Origin of the sequence: Vibrio sp. Vb2131 (assembly GCF_033338535.1) — a bacterium.
Classification (GTDB): domain Bacteria; phylum Pseudomonadota; class Gammaproteobacteria; order Enterobacterales; family Vibrionaceae; genus Vibrio; species Vibrio alginolyticus.
The window spans coordinates 91,551-108,452 of record NZ_JAWOSW010000014.1 but is presented as its reverse complement, the minus strand read 5'-3'; the positions used below and the strand labels follow the sequence as shown (position 1 = coordinate 108,452).

Below are 16,902 nucleotides of genomic sequence, written 5' to 3'. Positions count from 1 at the left end.
CTTACCTTGTGCAAACCTGCGGACAGATAATTGACAAAAGCTTAACGCACCTTGATTCACTTTACGTGTTAAGCGTATGACACTGATTAACTTTTTTCCTCATTACCGAATAGAAACCGTCGCGATGGCTACATAATTGGATGCCTTAAAACGCAAAAAGCCGCAAGAATGCGGCTTTTAGATCATGGGATAAACTGGCTATTTTGATTCGCGCTTATCGTGCGGTTTACGTTTATTCTTAGGCACGTAATTTAAAATTGAAATTGGTACTGGCTTTCTTGGCGCAAAACCTTCAATTTCCACTCGCTCTAGCAAGTGCCCTAAACGACTTTCAATCATGCAGAGGTTCTTAAAGTCGTCTTTTGAAACCAGTGATATCGCCTCACCTTTCGCGCCAGCACGACCTGTACGACCAATACGATGTACATACTCATCCGCCGGGTAAGGTAAATCGTAGTTGATGACAACTGGCAGATTATCAATATCAATACCGCGCGCAGCAACGCCGGTTGCGACTAAGTACTGGATTTCACCCGCTTTAAACTTTTCTATTAATTCCTGGCGAACACGCTGATTACGGCCACTGTGGAATGCTTCTGCCACAATGCCACGTTTCTCAAGTTGGCTTACCAGTTTGGCTGCGCCGTGTTTAGTTTCAATAAATACCAGTACTTGCGACCAGTCATTTTCTTTAAGCAAGTGACTTAACAGCGACGACTTCATGTCTTTATCGACGGTCGTGATCCACTGTTTAATATTTGATTTTGAGGCACTGTGCTTTGCAATCGTGATCTCTTCAGGATCAATAATCGCATTTTTCGCCAAGTCACGAACAGGGTTAGATAACGTCGCTGAGAACAGCAAACTTTGCACATGTTCTGGCATACAGTCGACGATTTTGTCGATCGCATCGATGAATCCCATATCCAACATTTTGTCGGCTTCATCAAGCACTAGCATTTCCACTTCATCAAAGTGAATCGCGCGTTGACCGTACAGATCAATCAAGCGCCCAGGCGTGCTTACCACAATATCGACACCCTCGATCAAGGCTTGTTTTTGTGGTGCATAATCCACACCACCAAACATCGCCATTGAGCGTAATGGTAAGTTTTTACCATAAGCTTCAATACTTTGATGAACCTGAAGCGCAAGTTCGCGTGTTGGCGTTAGGATAATCGCACGAGCGCGTTTTTTACGTTGCGTTTCGCCTCGACTAAGCTTTTCTAAGATTGGCAGAACAAAACTGGCCGTTTTACCTGTGCCCGTTTGCGCTGCTGCAATTAAATTGCGGCCACGCAATACGATTGGAATGGCTTTTTGTTGGATAGAAGTGGGTTTTTCATAACCTAGCGCTTTTACTGCATCAGCAATCGATGCGCTTAAACCAAGTTTAGAAAATGGCATAGAAAGGTCTCAACAGAGGAAATGGGCGCGTAGTGTATCAGAATCCCCGTGAAGTAACAGAAGGATTCATGCGCGAAAAACTAGGAACATGATACAATCTTAGCCCAGGAAATTGGGCTGCAAACCTTTTTCTAATTTTTTCCTCACTTTGTAGGAAACATCATTAAGCGTGATTTTCCCCGTTTTGTGGCGGTCGATACCTGCATTCTGTCGATAGGCAATTGAGCCTTGTCTGAACAAAACGAAAGACGGCGGTTTACCAATCGCAGCAGGGTAGAGAATGGCCATGTAAGCATCTTCTAAGCTATTAATTTTATTTCGATAGGGCCAATAGTACGCTTTCACATAGTCAAGTTGTTCAAGCGCGCCCATTCTCGCAAGAGTCTTTGTGTTCACTCCTAATGACTCTGCGGTAGAGGGCATAAATTGAATTAACCCTGTAGCCCCGCTTCCGGAACCATTTTTGATGCTTGGACTGAAAGTTTCAGCAGTTTCAAATGCCATGCACGCCATAAGATGATTAGGATTGATCTTTAGCTCTTTACTAATACGGATGACTTTAGATTTGAACTCTGGAGAAACTTTACCTCCCCACGCTACCGCGTTCTCGGGATCTGCAATCGAAGAGACCGTTGATGCGTCATGTTCTTCGACAATTTTAGAAAGTAGAGGAAGCGTTTGGCGTAGTCGATGGCTCGAACTCACCAAGCGAATTGATTTGGTAAGAAACTTGTCTTTTTTTTGGTGTAGTTTTTGGAACTTTACTAACTTATACAGTTGCTTATAAACCGTTTTCACAACGAAGCCGGATGTAGGGAACACTCCCAGAATGTAATCCATTTCCTACAAATTTAATATAAATATCAGCAATAGGAATTCTAGATGTGATCAATGTCACCATAAGAATTCTCAAATTCGATACACACCGATGTAAGTGGTCAATGTGTCTCCAACACGCTAGAAGTAAAAGTAAAGAGGCATTAAAAAGGTCTTACCAATTTTTTGGTAAGACCTAGGTTTACTGATTCTCGGATAAGCGAATGTATATTCTTACAGTTCAGCTTCCCGAACCAGTTCTGCAAGCGTCGACAAACGCTGCTCACTTTGTTTTACGTAAGGATTATTCGTATCCCAAGCATATCCAGCCAAAATCGCACTAATCATCTGTTTAATACGTGGGTTCGGGTTTTGATAGAAAATCACATCTTGCAACATGCCGTTGTACCAGCCTTCCACATAAGTGCGGAATGTGTTCACTCCCACCATTAAGCGTTGCGAGTACTCTTCTTGCCAATCAACCTTTTCACCATTCAGCTGACGAACCACGCAGTCCGCTGCAAACTCTGCCGATTTCATGGCGATAGTGACACCCGATGAAAATACAGGATCAAGAAACTCACCTGCATTACCAAGCAACGCGTAGTGCTCTGTCGCTAAACGTTTGACGTTAGCAGAATAGCCACCCAACTCGCCTGCTGGATTCGGGTAATTCGCGTTTCGCAATAAAGCAGCCAAACCCGGCTCTTCATTGGCTAACTGCTGCAACGCTGCAATCTTATCTTCTGGGTATTGTTCGAAAAATTCTGGCTCACCCACCACACCAAACGAACAGGTACCATTAGAGAATGGGATTAGCCAATACCATACGTCGTGATTTTCAGGATGAACTGAAATTAAAATTTTGTTGCGATCGTATTCCGGCTCTTGGGGAGAGATATGATCTTCGATATGGGTAAAGATCGCTTTTCTAGGCGGAAGACAAGAAGGTTCTTCTAGCTCCAACAAGCGTGGCAAAACACGCCCAAAGCCACTTGCATCCAGCACAAAATCTGCTTCGATTTGATAAGCCTTCTTATTTGAGTCGAGCACTTCTAATCGAGACTTTTTCCCTTCAAACACTAGGTTGAGCAGCTCATGCTGATAACGAATCTCTACGCCTTGCTCTTCAGCGCTATCTGCCAATACTTTATCAAAGTTGGCACGTTGAACCTGAAACGTCGTGCCCGGTCCTGGTGTGTATTTGTTTGTAAAGTCGAACTGGGTGTATACGCCATTACGACGAAATGCAGCACCATCTTTATACTGGAAACCAAACTGCTTTACTGCATGAGTCATTCCTGCTTGTTCAACAACTTCCATACATGCAGGGAGTAGGCTTTCTCCTATGGAAAAACGTGGAAAAGTCGCTTTTTCTAAGACAACAACATCTATGCCACGCGATTTTAATAACGCAGAAACGGTTGAACCTGATGGCCCCGCTCCTACGACAACAACTTGCTTGAGCTCTGTTTTCATTCTGAATTTAGTTTGCTTGTAGTTTTAATAAGGTATGACCAAGGCCAATATTGTCGGTTCTTTCAACGACAGATAAACCTGCCGCTTCGACAATTTCTAAGAAATCATCACTGCGATAAAAGCGACTATTACCGTTAGCTAAACAGGTAAAATAAAGAGAAGTGGCATTAAGGCTATAGGAAGCTCCCGCGTATTTTTGAGCATCCCAAAACAGCTCCAATACGTAAATAGTATCTCCCTTCGTTAACTGGGCTTTAACTTTTTTAAGGATATTGAGGATCTCAATTGGGGAAAAGCAATCCAAGAACTGGCTCATCCACCAAACGTCAGCATGCTCCGGCAATGTTTGTGCTTTATCAAGCATGTTTGCAGGGTATGGACGTACACGCTCGACGAACTGGTTTTCTGAAACATTCTTCATCGCTACTTCTAATTGCTGTGGTAAATCAACAATCGTCACTTGAACGTCAGGGTCATGTTTACAACACTGAATCGCCCATTTTCCCGTATTTCCGCCAATATCCACAAGATGCTTTGGCTTGCTTGCAAATACTTCTTTAAGCAGAAGTGGGAACGAGCGATCCGAATAGAAATGATCGAACTTAAACCAGCTCTGTTTGGCTTGTTCTGGTAACGTCGATAGACCTTGATAAATGGTCTCCCAATTGCCCAACTCTTTCAAACCTGACGGTTTACCTTCTTGAATTGCTTCCGTCAAATGCATCATCGCGGCGTAACAAACATCTGCCGTAAAATCCATGTTTGCATTCGTCATACCATCATGAAGAAGGTAAAAACCAAGGTTTGCAAGCGAATAGTTAGGTCGTTCCCATAAAACAATATGCGCACTAATCGCCATATCCAACAGTACTTTAACACCATATTCTGATACTCCCGTTTTCTCGGCAATATCTGTGGCACTCATGCCTTGAGCGCCAGCGCTGTCTAAAGCGGCTAAAATACCTAAATCTCGAAGCGTTTTGGCGGTCTGGAACACGATTGGTGCAAAAGATAACTTCTGAGCTTCTGTCTTCGCTTCAAAAGCATTAAAAGGGTCATTATTTTGATTTAACACGGAAAAACCTAACTGCAATTAATAGTTTTATTGTTGAGATTGATTGCCCAACAATGCAATAGCTCGCTGAATATCAACATTCAAGTTGTTTACCCAACGATTGTAATTGCGGTGGATTTTGCCATCACTTGCTTTGAGATTTACTGAGTTGAGATAAATAATTGAGTAATATTTATTATTGTATGGGATTTTTACTTCTGCAGAGTGGTTACGAACGTGGATTTTTGCAATAAGAACACCAGGGCTTACTTCTTCGATCGTCCAGCCTCGGTTAGTTGCTGATTGCACTATGGCCATTTTTACTTGTTTATTTTGAAGATCATAAGCAACTGGAGTATCCTCCACATTCATTACAGGTTGTACTCGTCCACAACCAACAAGAAGCAAAGTTAATAATAACGAGACATACAGCTTAAAACGCGACATGATAATTTCCTTTTTATTGTGAATTTGGGTCAACCCCAATTTGTATCGAGCTGTAAAATAAACAATTTAACCCAATATGCCAAACTCGAAGATCAACATTTCGTTCAATATTGATGCGTGGACAGCGAATTCATTCGGTTTATCCGAATCCAATGAATGGAAACAATGGGCAACAGAGATAAAATGGCCAGAAGATGGCAAAATCAATGTTGCAAATATTCCTGCGATGATGCGCAGAAGAATGAGCCCACTCAGTAAACTGGCGGTACAAACTGCAATCGAAATGCTTAATCAACATCAAGTTGATTACCTTGTATTTTCAAGCCGTCATGGTGAACTGCATCGCAGCGTCGCACTAGTTGAAGATATAATTAATGGAGAAGAGGCGTCTCCGATGGCTTTTTCTCAATCGGTGCACAATACCGCCGCAGGGCTTGCCACTATCGCAACTAAACAACCCATTCCCCTAACTTCTATCGCTGCGGCAGAAAACACATTCCAAAGCGCAATATTAGAAGCATGGCTGTTTTTGTCCGACAATCCTGACAAAAAAGTACTGCTTGTTGATTTTGATGAGCCTATGCCTGACTCTTATTTAGAATATGAAAACCAACAATACCAAGGGTTTGGACTTGGCTTAATACTTTCTCATGGAGACAAGTTCGCGATACAAAGCTCCATAAACGCAGAACGTTCCGGTCATCCTCTTCCTCAAGGTTTAGTATTTTTGCAACAATACTTGTTAGATAAAAGCCAGTGGACTATTTTCGCTCCGCAACAAGCTTGGGAATGGCACAAAAAATGACTCGCTTAAATCAGTATTGGCGTGTGCTAGCAACAGGCTTTTGTTTTTCAGTATTTGGGTTAGGTGGTTTAGTACTGAGTTTCATTGTTATTCCGACCATTCGTATTTTTGTTTCAGACCAAACGGAACGCGAATATAAAGTTCAGGGTGCGATTCGATATTCATTCAACACATTTTGTAAATTGATGAAGCTAAGTGGCGCAATCGATTATCAAATTATTGGTGCCGATATTCTTCAACAAGATCGTAATTGTTTAATTGTTGCCAACCACCCTAGTTTAATCGATTACGTTCTCATTGCTTCACAATTAAATCGCTGCGACTGTTTAGTAAAATCGGCAATATGGTCGAATCCTTTTATGAAGCACATCGTAAAAGCAGCCGGATATATTCCCAATGAAGCACCGGATGATTTATTAGCACTTTGTGATGAACGATTTAACAAAGGCAACGTGTTGCTTATATTCCCTGAAGGAACAAGAACAACGCCAGGTGTAGAACCGAAATTACAACGTGGTGCAGCACAAATTGCGGTAAGAACAGAGCGAGATTTAAGGGTGGTCCATATTACGGTAACACCAAGTTTCCTCACAAAAGAGAAAAAATGGTATCAAGTACCGGCAACAAAGCCCTTTTTCAGGGTTGAAGTTAAGGATAAAGTTGAGATTACCCCCTTTATAAAGCAAACTACGTCGCCGACAATAGCGGCGCGACGCTTACAACAGCACCTAGCTGAAAACATTTTTCCAGAAAACTTTTATTAATAAGCAGGTCCCAGTGGAACAGTTACACAACGACATTAAGCAACTTATTATTGATGCTTTAAACCTTGAAGATTTAACCGTAGATGATATTGAAACGGATGCACCACTTTTTGGTGATGGACTTGGCTTAGATTCTATCGACGCGCTTGAGCTTGGACTCGCAATAAAAAAACAATACAACATCGTTATTGATGCCGACGACTCAAATACGCGCGAACACTTTGCGTCTGTAGCAAATCTAGCGAAATACGTTTCTTCTCAAACTAATGAATAAGTTGTAGGTATATTCATGACTGATGTAAATAAAGATCAAGTATTTGAACAAGTTAAAGATGCGCTTGTTGAGCTGTTCGAAATTGACGCAGCCGACATTCAATCAGATGCGCACTTATACCAAGATCTCGATCTTGATAGCATTGACGCCGTTGATTTGGTCGTACACCTACAGAATGTCACTGGCAAAAAAATCAAGCCAGCAGAGTTTAGTGCTGTAAGAACCGTTGACGATGTGGTTAACGCTGTCACTGAGTTATTGAAGGAAAGTTAATGCGCCAATTGCTGACTGGTCTGTCTGCAATTGTACTGTTTGCCTACCCCTTCGCCGTCTATTTCGGTATAGATAAATTTGGCTTGAACTTAGTTGGGGGCTTGTTAATTGCTGCGTTACTTTTGCGTGTTTTCGTCGCAAATAAGACCCCACTAAAAGAGTTTAAGTTCTTGGCGCTCGTTACGGGCGCTGTTGGCATTGTTCTCATTACGCTTGGCATGGTGTTTAAACAACATGGGTGGCTTCAGTTTTACCCTGTCGTTGTCAATGTATGTATGCTGTGTATATTTGGACTGAGCTTAAAACAGCCGCAATCGATCATAGAGAGGCTTGCTCGCTTGCAAGAACCCGACCTTCCGGCTAGTGGCGTTGCTTACACTCGCAAAGTGACGATGGTTTGGTGCGCCTTTTTTACGCTCAACGCTGCCGTTGCACTCTATACCTGTTTCCTACCAGTAAAAATATGGACGCTTTATAACGGCCTCATCAGCTACTTACTTGCTGGTGGCTTGTTCGCTGGAGAATGGATCGTGCGTCAATTTGTTCGAAAGGAACACTAATCGTATGAATACAACGTATTCGAGCTTTACCTCCCTAGCGACCTTGTTCATCGCAGAGAGGTCTGAGCAATCCCCAGTCTCTTACGATCGCGACACGGTTATCACGTGGGGTGATTTCCAGCAGCACGTCGCAACACTTGCTCAGCAGTTAGAAACCCAACCAACGCAAAACATTGCGTTGTGTTTTGGCGACAGCTACCTGTTTGCCGTTGGCTTTTTTGCTTGTTGTTATGCAGGAAAATCCATTGTATTACCTGGTAATTACCAACCAGAAGCACTCAAAGAGCTCAGTGAGCACTACGATTTGTTGCTGCATGATGCCGATGTCTCGGCTCCAGAACTCGTGAGCTCGCTTTTGATCGAAGCTCAATCATTGCTAGAAACCACCGTGATTAACGAGCCAGAGGCCAAACAACCTTATTTTTGGCGTGAATTAAACCTGGCGGAAATACCGGTAACGCTATTCACTTCGGGTTCAAGCGGCACACCAAAAGCCATTGCAAAAACGCTGAAACAGCTCGATATCGAAGTTTCTATTCTAGATAACCTATGGGGCGACACGGTTGCCAGCACACGCATTGAAAGCACCGTTTCTCATCAACACATTTACGGCTTGCTGTTCCGCGTATTGTGGCCTTTGTGCTCTGCACGTCCATTTTCAGCACACAACCTTGAGTTCCCAGAGCAAATTGTCCATCACGCTGATGCTGACACCACGCTAGTAAGCAGCCCTGCGTTACTAAAACGACTCAGTGAAGAGCACAATCCGGTTGCGATTCGGTGCGTATTTTCTTCTGGTGGTCCCTTGCCAAACCAAGCCGCGCAGCACAGCCAGTTGTTGTTTGGGTCACTTCCTATTGAAGTTTTTGGCAGCACAGAAACCGGCGGCATCGCTTACCGTCAGCAGCACGTAGCTAGCACTCCCTGGACGTTATTCCCTGGTGTTGAAGCCGAGCTTAACCATGAAAATTGTTTAAAGCTCCGCTCGCCACACATTGATGAAAACACTTGGTACCAAACTGCGGATGAATGCTATTTCCATGATAGTATTTCTTTTGAATTGCGTGGACGCACTGACCGAATCGTCAAAGTCGAAGAAAAGCGTATTTCCCTTGTCGAAGTGGAAAAACGTTTAGAGCAATTGCCGTGGGTTCAAGAAAGCGTGGTGATCCCAATGGAAGAATCTGGTCGCCTCACGTTAGTCTCAATCATCGTACTTAACGATAAAGGCGGTGATGTGCTTGATGAACTTGGTAAAGGCAAGTTTTGGCTTGAACTTCGCAAGGCACTGCGCAATTGGTTAGAACCGATCGCTATCCCGAGAAAATTCCGAGTGGTCGACGAAATTCCATTGAACAGCCAAGGCAAACGCCAAGTTGCTGAAATTGAAAAACTATTCCAATAAAGCTAGTAACATGGATAAAAGAAAACCAACTATTCAGAATATTGAAGTGAGTGACCATACCGCGGAGCTGTCGCTGCGAGTGGATGCTGACATCTTAGATTTCCAAGGTCATTTCAATCACTTCCCTCTTTTACCCGGCGTCACTCAAATTGATTGGGCGTTGTTCTACGCCGTTCAATATTTGAACACTCCCAAGGTATTTAAAGGAATGGAAGTCATCAAATTTCAAGAGCCGATTCTGCCAAACGCCGACGTTTGTCTCTCACTCTCTTGGGACAATGAGCGCGAGAAATTGACCTTTAAGTACACATCGAAAAACGGTGAAACCTTGGTGACTCACTCTTCAGGCAAAATGAAACTGGGTGAGTCACGTGAGTGATTATCGCCCCTGCTTTTTAATTCCTTGCTACAACCACGGCAGCACAATTGCAGACGTGGTGGCATCGTTATCCTCTTTCGCTTTGCCAGTGCTGGTCGTGGACGACGGCAGCAATGAAGACACCAAACAAGCGCTTTCTGCTTTGAGTGAACAAGGGCTGATAAAACTGATTAGTTTGAGTGAAAACCAAGGCAAAGGTGGCGCGGTGATGGCAGGCCTACATCAAGCTCACCAACTTGGTTTTACGCACACCATTCAAATCGACGCAGACGGTCAACACGACCTAGAAGCATTGCCGAAATTGCTCAGCGCCAGCGAAACAAAACCAGATAACCTGATTTCGGGCCAACCGATATACGACGAGAGCGTACCTAAATCCCGTTTGTATGGTCGCTATGCTACGCACGTGTGGGTGTGGATAGAAACCTTGTCACTGTCTATCAAAGACAGCATGTGCGGTTTTCGCGCCTACCCAGTGGCGAAAACGGTCGCCGTGTTGAACAAGTACAGTATCGGCAAACGCATGGATTTTGATATCGAAATTCTAGTGCGAATGTACTGGGAAGGCGTCGACATTGATTTTGTTCCAACGCGCGTGATCTACCCTGAAGGTGGCATTTCCCACTTCGACGCATTGTGGGATAACGTCAAGATAAGCTGGATGCACACTCGCCTATTTTTTGGCATGTTGCCGCGCATTCCTTCGCTACTCGCCAGAAAGCGCCAAAACACAGATGACAGTAATGCCCACTGGTCGAAACGAAAAGAACAAGGCACGATTTTAGGCATCAAAACCTTACTCGCGGTTTACCGCTTGTTCGGCAGAAAAGCGTTTGACCTGATTTTAAAATTAGTCATGCGCTACTACCACTTCACGGGTAAATCTGCCCGTGAAGCGTCTGAGATTTACCTGCAAAACTTGCAGTACTACGCAACGCAGCAGAGCATCGCACTACCAAAACAGTTGGACAGCTATCATCATCTGCTTTCTTTTGGGCGAACCATGCTCGACAAACTGGCAGCATGGCAAGGTGACTTTAACGTCGATAACCTAACCATTCACGGCCAGCATCATTTCGAAGAGATGGCGCAGAAAAAACAAGGCGTGCTCATTTTAGGCTCGCACCTTGGCAATATCGAACTCTGCCGTGCGCTTGGTCGTCGACACTCTCATGTCAAAATCAATGCCTTGGTATTTACCCAACACGCTGAACAATTTAATGCGGTAATGAAGGCGGTAAACCCAAATTCGGAACTGAATCTGATTCAAGTCAGCTCAATGGGACCAGACACCGCGATTCTGCTTCAACAAAAAATCGAGCAAGGCGAATGGGTGGTGATCGTTGGCGATCGCACTTCCACCAGCAAAGAAAATCGTGTCGTTTGGGCAGATTTTCTTGGTAAACCTGCACCATTCCCGCAAGGCCCATTCATGCTAGCCTCGGTATTAAAAGCGCCGGTTTACTTACTCTTCGGCCTACGCGACGATGAAGCGAACACTCCGCATTTTAATGTGTACTTTGAACACTTTAGTGACCAAGTCACGCTACCACGCAAGGAGCGTCAGCAGGCACTAGAACGCGTTGTTCAACAGTACGCACAAAGATTAGAACACCACACACTGCAAGCGCCGTTACAGTGGTACAACTTTTTTAACTTCTGGACTTTAAGTAATCAGCCACATGACAAACAACAATAATCACAACATCACTTTTGGTGCCCAATCTTTAACCATCGAAGATGTCGTTGCCATTGCTCAAGGTGCAAAGGCACACATGAACACCTCGCCAGAATTTACCGCGAAAATTGATCGTGGCGTGGCGTTTCTGGAACGATTACTGAAGGAAGAAGGTGTTATTTACGGCGTGACCACGGGTTACGGCGATTCATGTACTGTGGCGATTCCACCCGCTCTTGTGGATGAACTTCCGTTGCACCTTACACGCTTCCATGGTTGTGGCTTAGGTCAAATCCTTTCTCATGAGCAAGCTCGTGCGGTGCTGGCAACACGTTTATGTTCATTGTCGCAAGGCGTATCTGGCGTGTCTCACGATCTGTTAAACCAAATCGTTACGCTTATCAACCACGACATTGCGCCGCGTATTCCACAAGAGGGCTCGGTGGGCGCAAGTGGCGATTTAACGCCTCTGTCTTACCTAGCGGCGACCTTAATTGGCGAACGTGAAGTGCTTTACAAAGGTGATGTGCGACCAACACAAGAAGTGTTTGCAGAGCTGGGCATTGAGCCAATTCGCCTAAAACCAAAAGAAGGTTTGGCGTTAATGAACGGTACATCCGTGATGACTGCCCTCGCCTGTCTTGCCTACAAACGCGCAGAATACCTAGCGCAGCTTTGCACCAAGATTACGGCAATGGTCTCTGTGGGTATGCAAGGTAACGATTTCCACTTTGATGAAGCGTTGTTTGCGGTAAAACCTCACCCTGGTCAACAGCAAGTTGCGGCTTGGCTGCGTGATGATCTCAATGCTGAACGTCCGCCACGCAATAGCGACCGACTGCAAGATCGTTACTCGCTGCGTTGTGCGCCACACGTGATTGGCATGGTGCAAGACTCACTGCCTTGGCTACGTCAATTGATTGAGAATGAACTAAATAGTGCCAACGACAATCCAATCATCGATGGCGACAATGAGCGCGTTCTGCACGGCGGTCACTTCTACGGTGGTCATATCGCAATGGCGATGGATACGTTGAAAGTGAACATTGCCAACTTAGCTGATTTGCTGGACCGTCAGATGGCGCAACTGATGGATTACAAGTTCAATAACGGCCTGCCGTTTAACTTAACCGGTGCAGAAGGCGAGCGTAAACCGATCAACCACGGCTTTAAAGCGGTTCAGATTGGTATCTCAGCTTGGACGGCAGAGGCGTTGAAAAACACCATGCCAGCAAGCGTTTTTTCTCGCTCAACCGAATGTCACAACCAAGACAAAGTGAGCATGGGCACCATTGCGGCTCGTGATTGCTTACGCGTACTTGAGTTAACAGAGCAAGTTGCTGCGGCTTCACTCCTAGCAAGCGTTCAATCGGTTGAGATTCGTCGCCGTCATAACGAATTGGACGAACACCACATGAGTCAGAGTTTGCGAGTAATTCGTGACGCCGTACTGAGCGAGTTTGAATTTGTGATTGAAGATCGCCCATTGGAACAAGATTTGCGCCATTTCATTGAACGCATTCAGCAACGTCATTGGCCACTCTACGCGGAGGTATAATGCAAGAGCAGGTTCTCTACCCATTAGAAGCGGAGGTGACTATGGTCACCTCTTTTCAAGATGCTGACCCAATGGGCGTGATTTATCACGGCAACTTCTTTCGATATTTTGAAGAAGCGCGTCGTGTGCTGATGGAGAAGATCCAATACAGCTATCGCGATATGCAAGACTCTGGGTACATGTGGCCGATCATCGACACGCGCGTTAAATACGTGAAGGCGGTTCCGTTTAATCACACCATTCGTATTACCGCGCAACTCACTGAGTGGGAAAACCGCTTACGTGTGGATTACGTGATTTACGACGCCGAAACGAATCAACGTATGTGCAAAGCGCATACAACGCAAGTCGCCGTATCCATTGAAAAGCAAGAGATGTGCTTTGTTTCTCCAGCAATCTTTTTAGATAAAGTAGAGAAATGGCACAACCATGGGAGTCTGGACTAATGCAAAAGTGGTTACTCTCTTTTTTGTTGATATTTTCTGTTCCAGCACTGGCCACACCGACAGCAAACGTAACGGATTTGGCATCGCTTCAACAGCAGTTGTCTCAGCATGAAATCGTACGCGGAGATTTTACGCAGCAGCGTCATCTGGAAATGTTTAGTCAACCTTTAACCTCTAAAGGTCAGTTCACACTGAGCAAAACACATGGCTTGTTGTGGCAACAAACTGAACCTTTCGCAGTCAATTTGGTATTGACGGAAAACAAACTTCGTCAGACTTTTGCCGACCAAGCTCCGAAAACGATTTCTGCTGAAGAAAACCCAATGGCGTTCTACTTTAGCCATGTGTTTTTATCCGTGTTCCACGGGGATACTTCTGCACTGCAAGAACAATTCACACTCGATTTTTCAGTTGAGAACAATCAATGGCAGCTCGTTTTAGTGCCAAAACAGTCGCCATTAAATGCGGTGTTTCAATCCATCACTCTTTCCGGTAAAACGCACATTGATCGCCTAACCCTACAAGAGCTGCGTGGCGATAAGACCGAAATCACGTTTACGAACCAGACCTCTCTACCTCAGGAACTCACGGATGCCGAAGACGCTCAATTCCGTTTCTAAACTCAGTCTCGGCACTCACACCTTTGCTCTGGTTTGGCTCAATCTCGTTGTTTTAGCGGGCGCGTTGCTACTCAAACAATGGGTTTGGAGTGCAGAATCTCCGATTGAGACCAACATTTTAAAACTGTTGCCGAAGAACCAACAAAACCCGGTGGCTGAGCAAGCCTTTGAGTCGGTCTCGGCAAGTATGAGCGACAAAGTCATTTTCGTGATCACAGCGCCGGACAAAAATGCCCTTTTTGCAGCGGCCGCTGAATTTGATAGAGGGTTACGCCAAAGTAATCATTTTCGCGATGTGGTGGGAAAAATCTCACCTCAAGAACAGCAAGCTTGGGCGAGTTACTACTTTAAGCACCGCTTCCAATTGCTGACGCCTCAACAACGAGAGCGTTTAAGCCAAAATCCAGAACAGCAAGTGCAGCATGTGATTCAGTCGCTGTACAACCCGTTTTCTGGAGTGACTGGGCAAGAGTTACAAAATGATCCTTTCTTGCTATTTCGTGATTATTTAAGCCAAGTTACCCAGCAATCGTCCTCTTTCCGATTGGATAACGGCTATCTGTCCGTCGAAAAAGACGGTGCTCAATACTTGCTTATTACTGCTGAGCTAAAAGACTCGCCTTATAGCCTAACTGGGCAGCTTGCCGTCCCTGACATTCAAGCGCTAGAGCAAAGCGTCGCGCAGAAATATGGCGCTAAAGTGGCACATACTGGCGTTCTATTTTACGCCGACTTTGGTACGCAAAGTGCCAAATCGGAGATCAGTACCATCGGTGTGTTCTCTCTGCTCGGTATCATTGCATTGCTCGTGTTGGTCTTTCGTAGTGTGATGCCACTGTCTCTGGCACTGCTTTCCATCACCATTGGTTTGCTCGTTGCGCTGTCCGTTACGACGTGGATTTTTGGAAAAGTCCATCTGTTCAGCTTAGTGTTTGGCGCAAGTTTAATCGGTGTGTCTATCGACTACGCATTCCACTACCTAACGGAACGTCTTGCGGCGGGAAATGAATGGGATAGCGAGCAAGGGTTAAAGCATATTTTCATCGCTATCACACTGGGCTTAATCACCAGTTTGATCGGCTATTTGGGCATGTTAGTGGCACCGTTTCCTGGTTTGCAGCAGCTTGCGCTGTTTTCATCCATTGGTCTGATTGCCGCTTACATCACAGTGGTGGCTTGGTATCCGATACTGGCTCGTAACCCATCGCGCTCCATTTCGAATTTACCGGGACAATCACTGTTGGCGAAATGGTTAACGCTTTGGAATCAACCTCGAATTAAAGTCGGATTACCGATGTTATGTGTGGTTGCGAGTGGCTTTTTCTTGCTGCAATTGAACTACGATGACGACATTCGTCTGCTGCAAACGATGCCGAACGATCTCAAGCAGCAAGAAACCTTGATTACGACGCTCAGTGGCATGCAATCTTCGCAGCAAATGTTGGTCGTTACCGCCGACGATGACGAAAACCTAATGAAAAAACTGGAGTCTTTGACGCCAACATTAGAAGCGTGGAAAGCGGACAGCACCATCGAAAGCTACCAGAGTCTGAGCCGCTACTTGAGCTCAGTTGAACGTCAGCAACACGACTATCAATTGATTCACGACCTTTACGCGACACAATCCAGCCCACTTGCATCCGGACTGGGCTTAAATAAAAAGCCGAAAATGGACGCCGACTTTATCCCTGTCACGGTTGATCAGTACTTGCAAAACCCAGTATCAGCGCCTGTGCGTTTTCTCCATTTGGGTAAAATTAAAGGAAAATCGGCAACGGTAGTGGTGTTAAACCAATTGCAAGACTCCGCCGTTGTTAAGTCTTTTGCCAAATCGCAGCCTGACGTTGTCTACCTAAACAAAGCAGAAGAAATTTCCGCCCTATTTGGTGAATACCGAATCAAAATCATGGAGCTGTTGGCAGCCGCCAGTGCTGTGATCTTTCTGGTATTAATCAAGCGGTACGGTCTGCAACACAGTTGGCGAGTTTTACTGCCATCATTGATTGCTTGCGCCTGCGGTCTGGCAACGGCTGTCGCGATGGGGACAACATTAAACCTGTTCAACTTGCTTGGCTTGGTGCTCATTCTTGGTATCGGGATCGATTACACTCTGTTCTTTGCCGAGAAAGCGCGCAGCGTGAGCACACTATTGGCGATCACCCTTTCGGCAATCACCACTGTGTTGTCATTTGGGTTGCTGTCACTAAGCCAAACTCACGCGATTCACAGTTTTGGCATTACGGTGTTAAGTGGTATTTTTGTCGCTTGGCTGCTCTCTCCGATTGCAATTAAAACAGAGGAAACGACGTCATGATTTTCAATCACGCCTTTCGCTGCGCGACGTTATTCGCACTGAGCCTGTTTTTAAGTGCATGCAGCTTGGTCCCTCACCAATCGACGCCTCAGGTCGACATTGACGAGCACACCCAAGTTAGCTTACCCACTCCCGCAAGCTTGGGCTATCAGTTGTCTGCCAGTCAGTTAATTACGGCTTCTTGGGCAATAGATGGTAAAACCACATCTGAGCAACTTCCGGTACAACTGCAAGTGACCAACAACGAAGTGGTGCTGGCAGGCTTCTCATCCTGGGGGACAAGAGTACTCTCACTGTCTTACGATGGAGAACAAATTCAAACCGAAGTGCTCAACGGTTTACAAGGTTCGCTACCGCAGCCAGAACAGGTATTATTTAACCTGATGATCACGCTCTGGCCGAGTTCCGCTTGGGAAGGATCGTTAAATGAGGTAAGGTGGCGAATTATTGATAAAAATAATTCTCGCGCCATCTTTGATAGCGACGGTGAAAAGATCATTGAGATTCAATACAGCTCTTCTAACAAGTTAGAGGGTAAGATTGATTTTCATCACCTCAAACATCAGTTTTCAATTTCTATTCAAACACTGCAACATCAGATTAATTAAGAACAATTTAGAATA

18 protein-coding genes are annotated in these 16,902 nt (G+C 45.1%); 13 read left to right on the top strand and 5 right to left on the bottom strand.

Features of this window, described 5'->3' with window-relative positions; genetic code table 11:
* Positions 1-198: 198 nt before the first annotated feature.
* The 5 genes from R7E38_RS15720 to R7E38_RS15700 form a co-directional block, all read right to left on the bottom strand.
* Entirely contained in the window at positions 199-1,407 is a 1,209-nt protein-coding gene (locus R7E38_RS15720) for a DEAD/DEAH box helicase (RefSeq protein WP_005382264.1), read from the bottom strand.
* A gap of 99 nt (positions 1,408-1,506) precedes the next feature.
* The gene (locus tag R7E38_RS15715) at positions 1,507-2,247 is read right to left on the bottom strand and encodes a transglycosylase SLT domain-containing protein (protein WP_085569947.1); all 741 of its coding nucleotides are present in this window, start codon (positions 2,245-2,247) and stop codon (positions 1,507-1,509) included.
* Positions 2,248-2,457: 210 nt separating this feature from the next.
* Entirely contained in the window at positions 2,458-3,702 is a 1,245-nt protein-coding gene (locus R7E38_RS15710; RefSeq protein WP_206970930.1) for an NAD(P)/FAD-dependent oxidoreductase, read from the bottom strand.
* A gap of 7 nt (positions 3,703-3,709) precedes the next feature.
* Positions 3,710-4,777: a class I SAM-dependent methyltransferase gene (locus tag R7E38_RS15705; RefSeq protein ID WP_053307501.1), complete on the bottom strand. Its 1,068-nt coding sequence runs from the start codon at positions 4,775-4,777 to the stop codon at positions 3,710-3,712.
* Positions 4,778-4,804: 27 nt separating this feature from the next.
* Positions 4,805-5,203, bottom strand: coding sequence for a hypothetical protein (locus R7E38_RS15700; protein ID WP_205390764.1), 399 nt, complete (start codon positions 5,201-5,203; stop codon positions 4,805-4,807).
* A 76-nt stretch (positions 5,204-5,279) separates the two neighbouring features.
* Between R7E38_RS15700 and R7E38_RS15695 the strand changes: the two genes are divergently transcribed.
* Genes R7E38_RS15695 through R7E38_RS15635 form a run of 13 tightly spaced genes read left to right on the top strand, consistent with a single transcriptional unit; the run spans position 5,280 to position 16,887 of the window.
* Positions 5,280-6,008: a beta-ketoacyl synthase chain length factor gene (locus R7E38_RS15695; RefSeq protein ID WP_017819930.1), complete on the top strand. Its 729-nt coding sequence runs from the start codon at positions 5,280-5,282 to the stop codon at positions 6,006-6,008.
* On the top strand, positions 6,005-6,772 hold the full coding sequence (locus tag R7E38_RS15690) for a lysophospholipid acyltransferase family protein (protein ID WP_005388305.1): 768 nt from the start codon (positions 6,005-6,007) through the stop codon (positions 6,770-6,772). The genes R7E38_RS15695 and R7E38_RS15690 overlap by 4 nt, the downstream gene beginning before the upstream one ends.
* A gap of 13 nt (positions 6,773-6,785) precedes the next feature.
* On the top strand, positions 6,786-7,046 hold the full coding sequence (locus R7E38_RS15685; RefSeq protein ID WP_005382278.1) for a phosphopantetheine-binding protein: 261 nt from the start codon (positions 6,786-6,788) through the stop codon (positions 7,044-7,046).
* A 15-nt stretch (positions 7,047-7,061) separates the two neighbouring features.
* Positions 7,062-7,319, top strand: coding sequence for an acyl carrier protein (locus tag R7E38_RS15680; protein ID WP_005382279.1), 258 nt, complete (start codon positions 7,062-7,064; stop codon positions 7,317-7,319).
* Positions 7,319-7,879 (top strand): hypothetical protein, encoded by a 561-nt coding sequence (locus R7E38_RS15675; protein WP_151514614.1) that lies wholly within the window; start codon positions 7,319-7,321, stop codon positions 7,877-7,879. The genes R7E38_RS15680 and R7E38_RS15675 overlap by 1 nt, the downstream gene beginning before the upstream one ends.
* 4 nt (positions 7,880-7,883) lie before the next feature.
* Positions 7,884-9,284 (top strand): AMP-binding protein, encoded by a 1,401-nt coding sequence (locus R7E38_RS15670; protein ID WP_226083861.1) that lies wholly within the window; start codon positions 7,884-7,886, stop codon positions 9,282-9,284.
* 10 nt (positions 9,285-9,294) lie between these two features.
* A complete protein-coding gene (locus R7E38_RS15665; RefSeq protein WP_005396010.1) occupies positions 9,295-9,663 on the top strand; it encodes a (3R)-hydroxymyristoyl-ACP dehydratase in 369 nt (122 codons plus the stop codon).
* Complete coding sequence (locus tag R7E38_RS15660) at positions 9,656-11,362, top strand: glycosyltransferase family 2 protein (RefSeq protein ID WP_161441403.1); 1,707 nt, start codon at positions 9,656-9,658, stop codon at positions 11,360-11,362. The genes R7E38_RS15665 and R7E38_RS15660 overlap by 8 nt, the downstream gene beginning before the upstream one ends.
* The gene (gene hutH / locus R7E38_RS15655) at positions 11,346-12,899 is read left to right on the top strand and encodes an HAL/PAL/TAL family ammonia-lyase (protein WP_169628622.1); all 1,554 of its coding nucleotides are present in this window, start codon (positions 11,346-11,348) and stop codon (positions 12,897-12,899) included. The genes R7E38_RS15660 and hutH overlap by 17 nt, the downstream gene beginning before the upstream one ends.
* Entirely contained in the window at positions 12,899-13,345 is a 447-nt protein-coding gene (locus R7E38_RS15650) for an acyl-CoA thioesterase (protein ID WP_213905400.1), read from the top strand. Before hutH ends, R7E38_RS15650 begins: the two co-directional genes overlap by 1 nt.
* Positions 13,345-13,965, top strand: a complete 621-nt coding sequence (locus R7E38_RS15645; protein ID WP_017634795.1) for a LolA family protein — start codon at positions 13,345-13,347, stop codon at positions 13,963-13,965. Before R7E38_RS15650 ends, R7E38_RS15645 begins: the two co-directional genes overlap by 1 nt.
* Positions 13,937-16,279, top strand: a complete 2,343-nt coding sequence (locus R7E38_RS15640) for an MMPL family transporter (protein WP_226083860.1) — start codon at positions 13,937-13,939, stop codon at positions 16,277-16,279. Before R7E38_RS15645 ends, R7E38_RS15640 begins: the two co-directional genes overlap by 29 nt.
* Positions 16,276-16,887, top strand: a complete 612-nt coding sequence (locus R7E38_RS15635) for a DUF3261 domain-containing protein (protein WP_005382290.1) — start codon at positions 16,276-16,278, stop codon at positions 16,885-16,887. The genes R7E38_RS15640 and R7E38_RS15635 overlap by 4 nt, the downstream gene beginning before the upstream one ends.
* The last annotated feature ends 15 nt before the right edge of the window (positions 16,888-16,902 follow it).